We start from the raw sequence: 14,205 nt of genomic DNA, 5'->3' as shown, positions 1-14,205 counted from the left end.
CACGATCAGGAACCACCGCACGATCAGGAACCACCCCACGAGGTACCCGTCTTGAACGCCATCCCCGAGCCCGACGCCCACGCCGCGACGCGGGGAGCGGGCCCCCCTGACGTCCGGACGCCGGAGACGTCGGTGACCTCCGTGATTCCCCGCCAGGGGGCTGCGGCGTCTCCCCCCGAGGGCATGGGCGCCGGTCCCGCCTCCGACCTCCTGGAGCACCCCGATCCGGACATCGCCGCCCAGGCGGCAGCCATGGAGAACCTGCTGCGCTGCTGGGTCCGCGAAACCGGCCGGCCTGCCCCTGCCGACGGCGTCCTCCACATTCCCCTTCCCGCCAGTGGCACCGCCCTCCTCGCTCCGGTCCGCTACTGGTCCCCGACGGGCTGGCACCGCTTCGGCCTTCCGCGTCTGGCCGACACCCGCGACCACGCCCCACCGGCCGACGCCGTCACGGTCGCCGCTCTGCTCGGCCGGGAGGCGCTCACCTCGTCCAGGGCCCGGGCAGCGACCGCCCGCACCTCGGGCACCAGCGACGCCCATGCGACCGGTCTCCCGGCCGACCCCGGCTCCGCCGCCCATGAGGTCACCGACCTCGTCGCGAAGGTCGCCGACTCACTCGGCCGCGTCGCCACGTTCGTCCGCGACCGCCGGGAACACCCGGCCGATGCCCCCGACCTTTTCCTGGCCGCCGAACAGGCACTCGTCCTCGGACACCCCCTGCACCCCGCCCCGAAGAGCCGCGAGGGACTCTCCGAGACCGAAGCCCGGCGGTACTCACCCGAAACACGCGGTTCCTTCCCTCTGCACTGGATGGCTGTCGCCCCCTCCGTCCTCGCCACCGACTCCTCCTGGACCGAACGCGGCCGCCCTGTCGCCGCACCCCGGCTCACCGCACGCCTGGCCGGAACCGGACTGCCGCTGCCGGACGGCTACGTCCCCCTGCCCCTGCACCCCTGGCAGGCGCACGAGGTCCGGCACCGTCCCGAGACAGCCGCCCTGCTGGACAGCGGACTGCTCCGCGACCTCGGCCCCCACGGCACTCCCTGGCACCCCACCTCCTCCGTACGCACCGTCTACCGCTCCGGCGCCTCCGCGATGCTCAAGCTGTCGCTGGGCCTGCGCATCACCAACTCCCGCCGCGAGAACCTCCGCAAGGAACTCCACCGCGGTGTCGAGGTCCATCGCCTGCTCCGCGGCGGCCTCGCGCAGCAGTGGCGGGCCGTGCATCCGGACTTCGACATCGTGCGCGACCCGGCCTGGCTCGCTGTCGACGGCCCCGACGGCACCCCGTTGCCCGGGCTGGACGTGGTGATCCGCCACAATCCGTTCAGTCCCGCGGACGACGTCTCCTGCGTCGCCGGACTCGTCTCGCTTCGCCCCTGCTCTGCGATCCGGTCGGGAACGGCCCGGTTGGAGACGGCCTGGTTGGAGACGGCCTGGTCGGAAACAATGCGGTCAGAAACGATGCGGTCAGGAGCGGTCGCCGATCTGCCGGAGACGCGGGACCCTGCCCCCGCCCTGTCGTCCCGCCTGGCCGCGGTCGTCACCGGCCTCGCCCGCAGGACCGGACGCCCCAGTGGAGCCGTAGCCGCCGAGTGGTTCCTGCGCTACCTCGAACACGTCGTGCGCCCGGTCCTGTGGCTGGACGGCGAGGCAGGCATCGCCCTGGAGGCCCACCAGCAGAACACCCTGCTCCTGCTGGACGCCGACGGCTGGCCCACAGGCGGCCGCTACCGCGACAACCAGGGCTACTACTTCCGGGAGTCCCGACGCGCGGACTTCGACGCCCGGCTGCCCGGCGTCGGGGAGCAGAGCGACACGTTCGTCCGCGACGAGGTCATCGACGAACGCCTCGCGTACTACCTGGCCGTCAACAACGTACTCGGCCTCATCGGCGCCTTCGGATCCCAGCAACTGGCCGACGAGAGACTGCTGCTCGCCGCCTTCCGCCGTTTCCTCGGACAGGCCGCCTCCGGCCCGGCCCGGCTGCGCACCTCGCTGCCCGCCCTGTTGCTCGACTCACCCGTCCTGCGCTGCAAGGCCAACCTGCTGACCCGGCTGCACGGCCTGGACGAACTCATCGGCCCGGTCGACACCCAGTCCGTCTACGTCACCATCGCCAACCCCCTGCACTCCTGATCACGCTGACCGTCCATGACCACAACCGACCTCCTTCCTCGCTGAGGACATGCCCCATTCCCTTTCTGAGAGGAGCGTTTGGTGCTTCCCGCCGATCCGACCGCCGATGCCGATGCCGATGCCGATGCCGATGCCGATGCCGATACCGGTAGCGGTGGCGGTGGCGGTGCCCGTGTCGTGGCCACCGCGTCCGTGCCCGCGGCCGGGTCCGCTGGGTCCGCCGGGTCCGCCGAGTCCGCCGAATCCGACAGAGACCGGAGGGCCGGTGTTCCCGGGCCAGGAGCACCGGCCTCCGAGCCGGGCACGGAGGCCGCCGGCGGCTCAGGCGTCGGACCGGACGGGGGCTCCCGAGGCGGGACCGAGGCGCATTCGGCAGCGGCTCGCGGTGCCGGTCCCCGTGCGGACACCGACGCACGCGGGCACATCACCGGCGCGGGTCCCAGCGCGGGCGGGCACGGCGAGGACACCATGGACCTGCGGCTCCCGGACGAACTCGTCGCCCTCATCGTGGGCCCGGAGCCGGACGACGACGGAGCACGGCGGTGGGCCCAGGACACCGCACGCCCCTCCGTATCCGGCACCGCGCACCGCGACACGTCCGTCCGCCCAGTCCTCCCGCACCATGACGACCTCCTCGACCACGTCGCCGACTGGGGCCCGGCCGACACGCCCGCGGGCTTCTTCCACCTGGTCCCCGTGCGGATCGAACGCGACCTGCCGCTCATCAGCCGCTGGATGAACGACCCGGCCACCGCGGCGTTCTGGGAGCTGTCCGGACCGCAGGACGTGACCGAGAACCATCTGCGGGCCCAGCTCGCCGGTGACGGGCGCAGTGTGCCCTGCATCGGCGTGCTGGATGGAACGCCCATGAGCTACTGGGAGATCTACCGGGCGGATCTGGACCCGCTGGCCCGTCACTATCCCGCCCGGCCTCACGACACGGGAGTCCACCTCCTGGTCGGCGCGGTCGCCGACCGGGGGCGTGGTCTCGGTGGTCTGCTGCTCAGGGCCGTGGCGGATCTGGTTCTGGCGCGGCGCCCCTCCTGCGCACGCGTCATCGCGGAACCCGACATTCGCAACACCCCCTCCATCGCTGCCTTACTGACCGCCGGCTTCCGGTTCTCCGCCGAGGTCGACCTGCCCGCCAAGCGGGCCGCCCTCATGGTCCGAGACCGGTCCCTCCGGCATCTTCTGTAGCGCTGTGTCACCGCGCCATCACTCATTGAACGTGGGCGAGGTCGCGGCAGTTCCCACCAGCCGCACGTCTTTCTTGTCCGCCGTTCCCACCCCCGCCGAGGAGACCACGGTCTTGATCCCGTCGCCCGTCCCCGCCTTGATCACCCGTTTGTCAGTGCCGGGTCGTAGGGTGGTCGCGCTATGACGAAGCCCTCACTCCCCGAACTCCTGCATGCTGCCGTCACTGCCGTCGGCGGTACGGAGCGCCCCGGCCAGGTGGCCATGGCCGAAGCCGTCGCGGAGGCGATCGACGACGGCTCCCACCTGCTGGTCCAGGCCGGCACCGGCACCGGCAAGTCGCTCGGCTACCTGGTGCCCGCGCTCGCGCACGGGGAGCGCGTGGTCGTCGCGACCGCGACCCTGGCCCTGCAGCGCCAGCTGGTGGAGCGCGACCTGCCGAGAACGGTCGAGTCGCTGCACCCCCTGCTGCGCCGCCGCCCGGAGTTCGCGATGCTCAAGGGCCGGTCCAACTACCTCTGTCTGCACCGCCTGCACGAGGGCGTCCCGCAGGACGAGGAGGAGGGCCTCTTCGACCAGTTCGAGGCGGCCGCGCCCACCAGCAAGCTCGGTCAGGACCTGCTGCGGGTGCGGGACTGGGCCGACGAGACCGAGACCGGCGATCGTGACGACCTCACGCCCGGTATCTCGGACCGGGCCTGGGCTCAGGTGTCGGTGTCGTCGCGAGAGTGCCTGGGTGCCTCGAAGTGCGCCTACGGCGCGGAGTGCTTCGCCGAGATGGCCCGCGAGCGGGCCAAGCTGTCCGAGGTCGTGGTCACGAACCACGCGCTGCTCGCGATCGACGCCATCGAAGGCGCCCCGGTCCTGCCGCAGCATGAGGTGCTGATCGTCGACGAGGCCCATGAACTCGTCTCCCGCGTCACCGGAGTCGCCACCGGCGAGCTCACTCCCGGCCAGGTCAACCGGGCGGTGCGCCGCGCCGCGAAACTCGCCAACGAGAAGGCCGCCGACCAGCTCCAGACCGCCGCCGAGGGTTTCGAGCGGCTGATGGAGCTGGCGCTGCCGGGCCGTCTAGAGGAGATCCCCGAGGATCTCTCGTACGCGCTCATGGCGCTGCGCGACGCGTGCCGCACGGTCATCTCCGCGATCGGCACGACCCGCGACAAGTCCGTTCAGGACGAGGACGCGGTCCGCAAACAGGCCCTGGCCTCCGTGGAGAACGTGCACGACGTGGCGGAGCGGATCACGAACGGCTCCGAATGGGACGTCGTCTGGTACGAGCGCCACGACCGCTTCGGTGCCTCCCTGCGCGTCGCCCCCATGTCCGTCTCGGGGTTGCTGCGGGAGAAGCTCTTCGCGGACCGCTCCGTGGTCCTGACGTCCGCGACGCTCAAGCTGGGCGGCGATTTCAACGGTGTCGGCGCCTCCCTGGGCCTCGCTCCCGAGGGCACCGAGGGCGACGACTTCCCGAAGTGGAAGGGCATCGACGTCGGCTCGCCGTTCGACTACCGCAGACAGGGCATCCTGTACGTCGCCAAGCACCTGGCCCGTCCCGCACGGGACGGCGACCGTGCGGACATGCTCGACGAGCTCACGGAGCTGATCCAGGCGGCCGGCGGCCGCACCCTGGGCCTGTTCTCCTCCATGCGCGGGGCCCAGGTGGCCGCCGAGGAGCTGCGTTCCCGCATCCCGGAGTTCCCGATCCTCCTTCAGGGGGAGGAGACGCTCGGCGAGCTCATCAAGAACTTCGCGGCCGACCCGAAGACCTGCCTCTTCGGCACGCTGTCGCTGTGGCAGGGCGTGGACGTCCCCGGGCCCAGCTGCCAGCTGGTCGTCATGGACAAGATCCCGTTCCCGCGTCCGGACGACCCTCTGATGAGCGCTCGCCAGAAGGCCGTGGAGGAAGCGGGCGGCAACGGCTTCATGGCGGTCGCCGCGACCCATGCCGCGCTCCTGATGGCGCAGGGTGCCGGCCGTCTCGTACGGGCGTCGGGTGACCGCGGCGTCGTCGCCGTCCTGGACCAGCGTCTGGCGACGGCCCGTTACGGCGGTTATCTCAAGGCGTCACTGCCCGACTTCTGGTACACGACGGACCGTAACCAGGTGCGGAAGTCGCTGGCGGCGATCGACGCTGCGGCGAAGCAGGCGGAAGCCGGGTGAACCTCGGGGTCGGTCCGTGGCGGCGAGCCACGGACCGACCTGAAGGACGGGCCAAAGACCGACCTCGAAGGCGGGCCACCCGGGGAGCACCAGCCCGCCCGGACAGCGCAGGACCCCGGAACCGGCGCAGGGGTTCCGGGGCCCGGTCAGGGGGCGGGCCGACTGGGCCCGCCCGACGCGGCGCGCGACGTCAGAGGTTGGCGTCAGATGCGGCGCGCGGCGTCAGGTTGCGCGTCAGACGCGGCGCAGTACGGCCACGACCTTGCCGAGGATGGTCGCGTCGTCGCCGGGGATCGGCTCGTACGCCGCGTTGTGCGGCAGGAGCCAGACATGGCCGTCCTCGCGCTTGAAGCGCTTGACGGTGGCTTCTCCGTCGAGCATCGCGGCCACGATGTCGCCGTTCTCGGCGACCGGCTGGCGGCGCACCGTGACCCAGTCGCCGTCGCAGATCGCGGCCTCGATCATGGAGTCGCCGACGACCTTCAGGACGAACAGCTCACCGTCGCCGACGAGCTGGCGGGGGAGGGGGAACACGTCCTCGACGGATTCCTCGGCGAGGATCGGCCCACCGGCGGCGATGCGGCCGACCAGCGGGACGTAGGACGCGGCCGGCTTGCCCGCGGTGTCTGTGGGCTGCACCGAGGCGGCCTGGTCGGAACCGCGCACCTCGTACGCGCGCGGGCGGTGCGGGTCGCGGCGCAGGAAGCCCTTGCGCTCCAGTGCCATCAGCTGGTGTGCCACGGAAGAGGTGCTGGAGAGGCCGACGGCCTGGCCGATCTCGCGCATGGACGGCGGGTAGCCGCGTCGCTGCACGGAGTCCCTGATGACCTCGATCACGCGGCGCTGGCGGTCGGTGAGCCCGGAGCTGTCCGCCCGGATGCCGGGAGGTCGGCCCGGCAGGGAGCGCTTGTGCCCCTCAGGGTTCGTGGCTTCGTTCATCGCATGCACCGGCTCCAGTCGGCCCTGGGAGCGGTCCTGGGCAGTGATGGCGGCACTGTCTGCGGTGGTGGTCACGTCGGCCCCTCTCGATGGTCTCCCTGCTAGCCAACGGTAGTTGCTTTCGAAAGGTTGCGCCAAACACACGTTCGAGTGAAAAAACGCGAATCGCCGGACGCGATCATGTGTCCGGGTGTATTGGCGGCCGTGCTGCCTGGCGGGCAAAAGGGCTCATTGCTGTACTCTTCACCGCCGGGGTGATCACCTCGTGGACTGTTGCCCCAGTCTGCCATCCGGCATCCCCCTGCCCCGGGGCCGGCGCTCATCTGTGCGGGAGTCCCACGGCCCCTCCTCGCGGCGCCCACGGTATCTCCGCATGTGCCGTAGCGATACTGCTGTGCATGAAGGGATGCGGCCGCGTTCGGGTGAGGCAGTGTTACGACGGTGCCCCGGAGGGTCTGCGAGGGCGGCGCGACACCCTCCGGCGCGCGCTACCTGCGCCGACTCCCCCGACACGCGCGCACTGCGTGGATGTATGAGCCAATCCCCACATGTAGTGGTTGGATTGCAGGAGCAGCCCAGAAGTTGTGGTCCCCCGGGTCTTGGTGCCCAAGGTCATCGCCTATGCTTGGGGCTACTTCGTGAGGCGCAAGAGGCCCACGAGGCTATTGAGTCTGCTGTGAGGAGGGTTGGAGTTCATGCACTGCCCCTTCTGCAGGCACCCCGACAGCCGTGTCGTCGACAGTCGCACGACCGACGACGGCACATCGATCCGCAGGCGCCGCCAGTGCCCTGACTGCTCCCGTCGTTTCACGACCGTGGAGACGTGCTCGCTCATGGTGGTGAAGCGGTCCGGAGTCACCGAGCCGTTCAGCCGTACGAAGATCATCAACGGGGTGCGCAAGGCGTGCCAGGGACGGCCCGTGACCGAGGACGCGCTCGCCCAACTCGGGCAGCGGGTCGAGGAGGCCGTGCGGGCCACCGGAAGCGCCGAGCTGACCACCCACGACGTGGGGCTGGCCATACTCGGCCCGTTGCAGGAGCTCGACCTCGTCGCCTATCTGCGCTTCGCCTCCGTCTACCGGGCGTTCGACTCGCTCGAGGACTTCGAGGCGGCCATCGCGGAGCTCAGGGAAGAGACGGGACGCCCCGACGCGGACGACGGCGACCGCGAGGACACGGGTGCGGGGAGCCAGGAAGACGACCGCGGGTCCGGAGGGACGGCACAGGTCCCCGAGCCCGCAGGCGCCGCCGACTGACCGGCGGGCCGGACCCGGACGGCAGCTCCGGGCCCGGCCGGGCGGCGGCGATGTGAAGACCTGTTGTGGGCGATGTGAGTGGGTGCCCGCAACACCAGACAGAACACCGTGCCACGGGAACAACGGGGCACTTCAGGGCGTTTTCGCCCGTACAGGGAGGCGGCATGACAGAGACGGCGAGCGGTCCGGCACGGAGTTCCCGCGCCAGGAGCACCAAGGCGAGCAAGGGCCTGCGTGTCGAGCGCATCCACACCACCCCTGGGGTTCACCCCTACGACGAGGTGGCCTGGGAGAGCCGTGACGTCGTCATGACCAACTGGCGCGACGGCTCGGTCAACTTCGAGCAGCGCGGCGTCGAGTTCCCCGACTTCTGGTCGGTGAACGCGGTCAACATCGTCACCAGCAAGTACTTCCGCGGTGCCGTGGGCACCCCGCAGCGCGAGACCAGCCTCAAGCAGCTGATCGACCGCATCGTGAAGACGTACCGGAAGGCCGGAGAGGACCACAAGTACTTCGCCTCGCCCGCCGACGCCGAGATCTTCGAGCACGAGCTGGCGTACGCCCTCCTGCACCAGATCTTCAGCTTCAACAGCCCCGTCTGGTTCAACGTCGGCACCAAGCAGCCCCAGCAGGTCTCCGCCTGCTTCATCCTGTCCGTCGACGACTCCATGGAGTCGATCCTCGACTGGTACAAGGAAGAGGGCATGATCTTCAAGGGCGGCTCCGGTGCCGGCCTGAACCTCTCCCGGATCCGCTCCTCCAAGGAGCTCCTGTCCTCCGGTGGCAACGCCTCCGGTCCGGTCTCCTTCATGCGCGGAGCCGACGCCTCCGCGGGAACGATCAAGTCCGGTGGCGCCACCCGCCGCGCCGCCAAGATGGTCGTCCTCGACGTCGACCACCCGGACATCGAGGACTTCATCGAGACCAAGGTCAAGGAAGAGGAGAAGATCCGCGTCCTGCGCGACGCGGGCTTCGACATGGACCTGGGCGGCGACGACATCACGTCCGTCCAGTACCAGAACGCCAACAACTCCGTCCGTGTGAACGACGAGTTCATGAAGGCGGTCGAGCAGGGCGGCCAGTTCGGGCTGCGGGGCCGGATGACCGGCGAGGTCATCGAGGAGGTCGACGCCAAGGCGCTCTTCCGCAAGATCGCCGAGGCCGCCTGGGCCTGCGCCGACCCCGGCATCCAGTACGACGACACCATCAACAACTGGCACACCTGCCCCGAGTCCGGCCGGATCACCGCGTCGAACCCGTGCAGCGAGTACATGCACCTGGACAACACGTCCTGCAACCTGGCCTCGCTGAACCTGATGAAGTTCCTGAAGGACGACGGCAAGGGCAACCAGTCCTTCGAGGCCGAGCGCTTCCAGAAGGTCGTCGAGCTGGTCATCACCGCGATGGACATCTCGATCTGCTTCGCCGACTTCCCGACCCAGAAGATCGGTGAGAACACGCGCGCGTTCCGCCAGCTCGGCATCGGCTACGCCAACCTCGGCGCCCTGCTGATGGCCACCGGCCACGCGTACGACTCCGACGGCGGCCGCGCCCTCGCCGGCGCCATCACCTCCCTGATGACCGGTACGGCGTACCGCCGCTCCGCCGAACTGGCCGCGGTCGTCGGCCCGTACGACGGCTACGCCCGCAACGCCGACGCCCATAAGCGCGTCATGAAGCAGCACTCGGACGCCAACGACAAGGCCGTCCGCATGGACGACCTGGACACCCCGGTGTGGGCCGCCGCCAGCGAGGCCTGGGGAGACGTGCTGCGCCTCGGTGAGAAGAACGGTTTCCGTAACTCCCAGGCGTCCGTGCTCGCCCCGACCGGCACCATCGGCCTCGCGATGTCCTGCGACACCACCGGTGTCGAGCCCGACCTCGCGCTGGTCAAGTTCAAGAAGCTGGTCGGCGGCGGCTCGATGCAGATCGTCAACGGCACCGTCCCGCAGGCCCTGCGTCGCCTGGGCTACCTGGAAGAGCAGATCGAGGCGATCGTCGCCCACATCGCCGAGCACGGCAACGTGATCGACGCCCCCGGTCTCAAGCCCGAGCACTACGAGGTGTTCGACTGCGCCATGGGCGAGCGTGCCATCTCCCCGATGGGCCACGTCCGCATGATGGCCGCGATCCAGCCCTGGATCTCCGGCGCCATCTCGAAGACGGTCAACATGCCGGAGTCGGCGACCGTCGAGGAGGTCGAGGAGATCTACTTCGAGGCCTGGAAGCTCGGCGTCAAGGCTCTCGCGATCTACCGCGACAACTGCAAGGTCGGCCAGCCGCTCTCCGCCAAGAAGAAGGAGGAGAAGAAGGCCGAGGAGCCCGCCGTCGTCGAGACCAAGGTCGAGAAGGTCGTCGAGTACCGCCCGGTCCGCAAGCGCCTCCCGAAGGGACGTCCCGGCATCACCACGTCCTTCACCGTCGGCGGTGCCGAGGGCTACATGACCGCCAACTCCTACCCGGACGACGGTCTCGGCGAGGTCTTCCTGAAGATGTCCAAGCAGGGTTCGACCCTCGCGGGCATGATGGACGCCTTCTCCATCGCGGTGTCCGTGGGCCTCCAGTACGGCGTGCCCCTGGAGACCTACGTCTCGAAGTTCACGAACATGCGCTTCGAGCCGGCCGGTATGACGGACGACCCGGACGTGCGGATGGCGCAGTCGATCGTCGACTACATCTTCCGCCGCCTGGCGCTGGACTTCCTGCCCTTCGAGACGCGGTCCGCGCTCGGCATCCACTCCGCCGAGGAGCGCCAGCGTCACCTGGAGACCGGCTCGTACGAGCCGAACGAGGACGAGGTCGACGTGGAGGGCCTGGCCCAGTCGGCACCGCGGGCCCAGGAACTGAAGGCCGTCACCGCGCCGAAGAACGACGAGGCGACCAAGCCCGCCCCGCAGCAGGCGCACACCAGTGCCGAACTGGTCGAGATGCAGCTGGGCATCCAGGCAGACGCTCCGCTGTGCTTCTCCTGCGGCACGAAGATGCAGCGCGCCGGTTCCTGCTACATCTGCGAGGGATGCGGCTCGACCAGCGGCTGCAGCTGATGCCGAGCGCCTGAGGAGATGACAGAGGGGCACCGTCCACGGGACGGTGCCCCTCTTGTCACGCGCGACTTGTCATGCGCGGCTTGTCGATCGAGGCTTGTCGTTCGACGTTCGAGGCGCAGTGCTTACGGGCGGTGCGCCGCGCCCATCGTCCTGGTGAAGGACACCGGGTCGCCCTCGAAGCCCCGGAGCCCGGGTTGGAAGGTCCACGGGCCGGAGCCGTCCCGCGTGAACTCCGCGACCGTCGCCGCCGTCGCTCCCAGGACGCCGCCGAAGTCGTCCTCGGCGAGGACGTCGTATCCCTCGCGGATGCGCAGGCCGGGGTTGACCACGCTGACGAAGGTGCGTTCCGCCGGGCGCTGCTGGATGACGACTCCGACCACCACGCGCGCGTACCGGACGTCGAGCCGGTCGAGTTCCAGCGTCATGACCTCGTCGTAGCCGAAGCCCTGGCCGTCCTTGCTGTCCCGGTTGAGGTAGATGGTGCCGTCGGGGGAGCGGCTGTCGAAGTGCACCACGTAGGCGGGATCGCCGTGCGGATCGTCCGCGGGATAGGTCGCCGCGACGAGGTCCAGGTCGGTGGACGGCTGTCCCGCCGGACTGGGATCCCACCGCACCGCGATCTCCACCTTGCGAAGTCCCTTGTTGAGCCTGTCCACCAGAGTCCCCTTCCCCGTCCCGACCCGCCCGTTCGCCCCAACTGCCGGGCACTCACGACTGCTTGTCCATCCTGCCACGCGCGCGGGTGCGCACGTGGGGGAGCGGTCCAGCCGAGAGTGACCGGCGCCACGCTCCGTGGCCTTACCATGGCGCGGTGCTGGTCAAGTGGATTCGCTGCACCGTGGTGGACCGCCGCGGTTTCGAGCGGGGGCAGCGGAAGTGGGCGGGGCTTCTGGGGGAGCCGGGGTTTCGCGGGCAGGGGGGTGGCTGGAGCCGGGGGCGGCCGGACGTGGCGCACATCTTCGCGTTCTGGGAGAGCCGTGCCTTCTACGACTCCTTCATGGCGCGGTCCCATGATCGGCTCGCGTCGGCCCAGTCGGGCACCTTCAAGGACGCGCAGGTCAGACTCTTCGACTACCGCTTCGATGTGAAGACGGGCTTCGAGCCGCGCTTCACGGATGCCGACCTGCTGCGGGTGGCGCTGTGCCGGGTCCACGAGGAGCGCGCCGAGCACTTCGTGCTGATGCAGGAGAAGGTCTGGAACCCCGCCATGGCCGGCTCGCCCGGGATGGTGCGCGGGCTGTTCGGCGAGGCACCGGGGCACGAGTTCCTGGTGCTGTCGATGTGGCGCTCGGCCGCGGAGCACGGCAAGTACCGGACCGAACGGGTGGAACGGCTCGCCCTCAGGGCCCAGACGGAGGCGGACGTGGCCGCGCTCACCGGGGACGTCGTGGACATGGAGCCGAGCTGGACGGTGTGATTCCGTGCGGTCCTGTCTGTTTGTTCCGGAGGGGCGGACCGTTGATTTCTAGATCGAACCTACGTGCGATCGATGTCGCCTGTGGTGCAGGATCTGTGTGACCTACGCTCCAAGGGTGCGGTACGTGTGCTCGACGGGCCCTCACCCGATCTAGGGTTTTGGCATGGCACGACCACGGCGCATCGTCCTTGTCCGGCACGGCGAGTCAACGGGCAATGTTGATGACTCCGTGTACGAGCGTGAACCCGACCACGCCCTGGCGCTGACCGAGCGCGGCAGGCGGCAGGCGGCGGCGACCGGCGACCGTTTGCGGGAACTGTTCGGCGACGAGCGCGTCAGCGTCTACGTCTCCCCGTACCGCCGTACGCACGAGACGCTGCGGGCCTTCCGCCTCGACCCCGGACTCATACGGGTCCGCGAGGAGCCCAGGCTGCGGGAGCAGGACTGGGGCAACTGGCAGGACCGGGACGAGGTCCGCCTCCAGAAGGCCTACCGCGACGCGTACGGCCACTTCTTCTACCGGTTCGCCCAGGGTGAGTCCGGCGCCGACGTCTACGACCGGGTCGGCGGGTTCCTGGAGAGCCTGTTCCGCAGCTTCGAGGCTCCCGACCACCCGCCGAACGTGCTGATCGTGACCCACGGCCTGGCCATGCGGCTGTTCTGCATGCGGTGGTTCCACTGGACGGTCGCGGAGTTCGAGTCGCTGTCGAACCCGGGGAACGGCGAGGTGCGGATGCTCGTTCTGGGAGACGACGGCAAGTACACCCTTGACCGGCCGTTCGACCGCTGGCGAGATCCCGAGCCGTACGAAATCACCGGATAGAGTGGCAGGGCGATGACCGCTGACTCCTCCCTCGACGCGCGCCTGGACCGCGCCCTGGCCGCCCTGCGCGGACTGTCCGTGGGAGACGCCTTGGGCTCCCAGTACTTCGTGCCGGTGAACTACCCGCTGCTGAAGCGGCGCGAGGTGCCGTCCGGACCGTGGCAGTGGACCGACGACACGGAAATGGCGGGTTCCGTCGTCGCCGTCCTGGCCGTCCACCATCGCATCGACCAGGACGCCCTGGCCCGTTCCCTCGCCGAGCACCACGATGTCGACCGGGGCTACGGTCCCAAGGTCAACCGCCTCCTGCGGCTCGTCCGCGAGGGCGGTGACTGGCGCGAACTCGCCGCCGGGCTCTTCAAGGGACAGGGGTCCTGGGGCAACGGCGCCGCGATGCGGATCGCCCCCCTGGGTGCCTGGTACGCGGACGACCCGGAGCAGGCGACCCACCAGGCGGAGATCTCGGCCTACCCCACCCACCAGCACCGCGAGGCCGTCGTCGGCGCCATGGCCGTCGCCGCGGCCGCCGCGTTCGCCGCCGCGCCGGGCGGACCGCCCGGTGCCGGGGCCCTCCTCGACGGGGTCATCGAGCTGGTGCCGCGGAAGAGCGCGGTCGGCGCGGGCCTGCGCCGGGCCCGCGACATGCTCGACTACGCCGACGCGGCCACGGTCGCGGCCGTGCTGGGCTGCGGACGGCGCACGACCGCCCATGACACCGTGCCCTTCGCCCTCTGGTCGGCCGCGAGAAGCCTCGGTGACTATGAGCAGGCGTTCTGGACGACGGCCCAGGTCGGCGGGGACGTCGACACCACCTGCGCCATCGTGGGCGGCGTGATCGCCTCGGGGAAGGCGGGGACGCCGCCCGCCGAGTGGGTGGAGCGGACGGAGCCGCTCCCCGACTGGGTGCCCACGTCGGCCTAGCGGTCGGAACTCTCCGTACCACTCGGGAACTCTCCGTGACCGTCCGCTCGTTGTAGTGACATCCGCTGCGTGAGCCGTCAGGGGCCCCAGGGGACCCGCCGTACGTGAGGGCGCGCAATGGGGGTGGTCATGGAAGTCCTGCTCGCTGTTCTGGTCCGTTGGTGGGGCGCTTGCGCACGTCGTCCGCGAAGGCGCGAGCGAGCGGCCGGACCGCTGCCCACACCGCTCGTCCCCCGGGCCGGGTCCGGCCACCCGTGGCCCGTGGCGAACCGGCCCGACAGTCGCCGGCAGGCATGCCTCCCGCCCGCC

The 14,205-nt window shown here is 70.1% G+C and carries 10 protein-coding genes; 8 read left to right on the top strand and 2 right to left on the bottom strand.

All coding sequences use genetic code 11. From position 1 onward, the window contains the following. Positions 1–51: 51 nt before the first annotated feature. From ACSUPV_RS10375 to ACSUPV_RS10365, 3 genes are all read left to right on the top strand, one after another. A complete protein-coding gene (locus ACSUPV_RS10375; RefSeq protein WP_436947361.1) occupies positions 52–2,139 on the top strand; it encodes an IucA/IucC family protein in 2,088 nt (695 codons plus the stop codon). Positions 2,140–2,562: 423 nt separating this feature from the next. Further along, complete coding sequence (locus ACSUPV_RS10370) at positions 2,563–3,336, top strand: GNAT family N-acetyltransferase (protein ID WP_436949888.1); 774 nt, start codon at positions 2,563–2,565, stop codon at positions 3,334–3,336. 180 nt (positions 3,337–3,516) lie between these two features. Beyond that, the gene (locus ACSUPV_RS10365) at positions 3,517–5,493 is read left to right on the top strand and encodes an ATP-dependent DNA helicase (protein ID WP_037761576.1); all 1,977 of its coding nucleotides are present in this window, start codon (positions 3,517–3,519) and stop codon (positions 5,491–5,493) included. 234 nt (positions 5,494–5,727) lie between these two features. On the opposite strand, the gene lexA is transcribed toward ACSUPV_RS10365, so the two are convergent. Beyond that, entirely contained in the window at positions 5,728–6,507 is a 780-nt protein-coding gene (gene lexA, locus ACSUPV_RS10360) for a transcriptional repressor LexA (protein ID WP_030845416.1), read from the bottom strand. Positions 6,508–7,127: 620 nt separating this feature from the next. Here lexA and nrdR point away from each other — a divergent pair. Both nrdR and ACSUPV_RS10350 read left to right on the top strand, forming a co-directional pair. Next, a complete protein-coding gene (gene nrdR, locus ACSUPV_RS10355) occupies positions 7,128–7,688 on the top strand; it encodes a transcriptional regulator NrdR (RefSeq protein WP_031116915.1) in 561 nt (186 codons plus the stop codon). Between the two features lie 164 nt (positions 7,689–7,852). Then, positions 7,853–10,732, top strand: coding sequence for a vitamin B12-dependent ribonucleotide reductase (locus ACSUPV_RS10350; protein WP_037761581.1), 2,880 nt, complete (start codon positions 7,853–7,855; stop codon positions 10,730–10,732). A gap of 125 nt (positions 10,733–10,857) precedes the next feature. On the opposite strand, the gene ACSUPV_RS10345 is transcribed toward ACSUPV_RS10350, so the two are convergent. Continuing rightward, positions 10,858–11,391 carry a TerD family protein gene (locus tag ACSUPV_RS10345; RefSeq protein ID WP_031116913.1) on the bottom strand — a complete coding sequence of 178 codons (534 nt, stop codon included), beginning with the start codon at positions 11,389–11,391 and terminating at the stop codon, positions 10,858–10,860. Positions 11,392–11,546: 155 nt separating this feature from the next. Between ACSUPV_RS10345 and ACSUPV_RS10340 the strand changes: the two genes are divergently transcribed. The 3 genes from ACSUPV_RS10340 to ACSUPV_RS10330 all read left to right on the top strand — a co-directional run bounded on the left by ACSUPV_RS10340 (position 11,547) and on the right by ACSUPV_RS10330 (position 13,896). Further along, positions 11,547–12,152: a YdbC family protein gene (locus tag ACSUPV_RS10340; protein WP_031116912.1), complete on the top strand. Its 606-nt coding sequence runs from the start codon at positions 11,547–11,549 to the stop codon at positions 12,150–12,152. 163 nt (positions 12,153–12,315) lie between these two features. Further along, positions 12,316–12,975: a histidine phosphatase family protein gene (locus tag ACSUPV_RS10335; protein ID WP_031116911.1), complete on the top strand. Its 660-nt coding sequence runs from the start codon at positions 12,316–12,318 to the stop codon at positions 12,973–12,975. 12 nt (positions 12,976–12,987) lie between these two features. Further along, positions 12,988–13,896, top strand: a complete 909-nt coding sequence (locus ACSUPV_RS10330; protein WP_031116910.1) for an ADP-ribosylglycohydrolase family protein — start codon at positions 12,988–12,990, stop codon at positions 13,894–13,896. The last annotated feature ends 309 nt before the right edge of the window (positions 13,897–14,205 follow it).

This window comes from Streptomyces sp. SudanB52_2052, from assembly GCF_964272415.1.
Classification (GTDB): Bacteria; Actinomycetota; Actinomycetes; order Streptomycetales; family Streptomycetaceae; genus Streptomyces; species Streptomyces olindensis.
The sequence above is the reverse complement of the archived record's forward strand: the minus strand, read 5'-3'. Positions and strand labels throughout refer to the sequence as shown.

What these genes read in the sequence shown, in the direction of transcription:
- ACSUPV_RS10335 (WP_031116911.1), top strand. Translation starts at nt 12,316, where the DNA reads ATGGCACGACCACGGCGCATCGTCCTTGTCCGGCACGGCGAGTCAACG.
- ACSUPV_RS10365 (WP_037761576.1), top strand. Translation starts at nt 3,517, where the DNA reads ATGACGAAGCCCTCACTCCCCGAACTCCTGCATGCTGCCGTCACTGCC.
- ACSUPV_RS10350 (WP_037761581.1), top strand. Translation starts at nt 7,853, where the DNA reads ATGACAGAGACGGCGAGCGGTCCGGCACGGAGTTCCCGCGCCAGGAGC.
- nrdR (WP_031116915.1), top strand. Translation starts at nt 7,128, where the DNA reads ATGCACTGCCCCTTCTGCAGGCACCCCGACAGCCGTGTCGTCGACAGT.
- ACSUPV_RS10330 (WP_031116910.1), top strand. Translation starts at nt 12,988, where the DNA reads ATGACCGCTGACTCCTCCCTCGACGCGCGCCTGGACCGCGCCCTGGCC.